Source organism: Pseudomonas sp. TWR3-1-1 (assembly GCF_049896545.1).
Taxonomy (GTDB): Bacteria; Pseudomonadota; Gammaproteobacteria; order Pseudomonadales; family Pseudomonadaceae; genus Aquipseudomonas; species Aquipseudomonas weihenstephanensis.
This window is the reverse complement of record NZ_JAFCUO010000048.1, coordinates 1-829: the sequence shown is the minus strand read 5'-3', so window position 1 is coordinate 829 and position 829 is coordinate 1. Positions and strand designations below refer to the sequence as shown.

Annotated in this window: 1 protein-coding gene; it reads right to left on the bottom strand. The window is 63.3% G+C overall.

Features of this window, described 5'->3' with window-relative positions:
* Window positions 1–101 precede the first annotated feature (101 nt).
* Window positions 102–635: a glycoside hydrolase family 19 protein gene (locus ACP7A4_RS23135; RefSeq protein ID WP_426248522.1), complete on the bottom strand. Its 534-nt coding sequence runs from the start codon at window positions 633–635 to the stop codon at window positions 102–104.
* Window positions 636–829 lie beyond the last annotated feature (194 nt).

Below are 829 nucleotides of genomic sequence, written 5' to 3'. Positions count from 1 at the left end.
CCCATACGCGTTGGCCTGCCACTTCCATGCGGCCCACGCGCTGCCAGCCATAAGTCCAAGCGTCAGCAGTAATGCCCCGCCCCACTTCACCGAATCAAGCTTCAAGACAACACCTTGAGCGCCCGCGCATACAGAGCCTGACGATCCGCTGCGCCGTTCTGGCCGCCGTTGATGCGCCGGGTGATGATGTCGAATTGGCCTGTGTCCGCCAGGGTGTTGAGCCCCCTACTCGCCCAGAACCACGCCGCCGACATGCACGCGTGTTGTGGTTTTTCCAGCAATTCGGGTTGGTTAATCAGATCAAGGCCCAACGCTTCGCCGCAGGTTTTGTAGTTGCTGCGGCCAGTGATCTGGATCAGGCCACGGCCGCGATACTTGGAGCCGTCGCCCGGGTGGGTGTTGCCGAGATCCGCCCTGCCCTCGTATCGCGCTTGAGCGGCCGTTGGACCCCAGATTTCACGCATGTATTTGAGCTGACCAGACTCGTGGCCGATCTGGGCGATGAAGGCCGCGACACGCTGGGTGCCGACGATCTGGTACCGGTTCATGGCGGTGTTGAGGACAGGTGCAAAAACGCCGGCAACGTGGCCGGCGCTGGGGAGGATTGGCAGCAGCTGCTGCGCGGTGATGGGCATGGCTTTCTCCGGGCAAAAAAAATCCCGCACGCGGCGGGGTTCGGTGGTGGGTGCGGCTTTAGTCTTTGGTCAGGGCGACCGCCTTGGGCAGCGGGAAGCGTTTCTTGATGTCGGCGACGGAGGCCAGCCACGCGGTGTAGTCCGGCGCGTTGCCCTGGCTCAGGCCGTCATAGTCAGCCTCCAGCCGTAGCGGG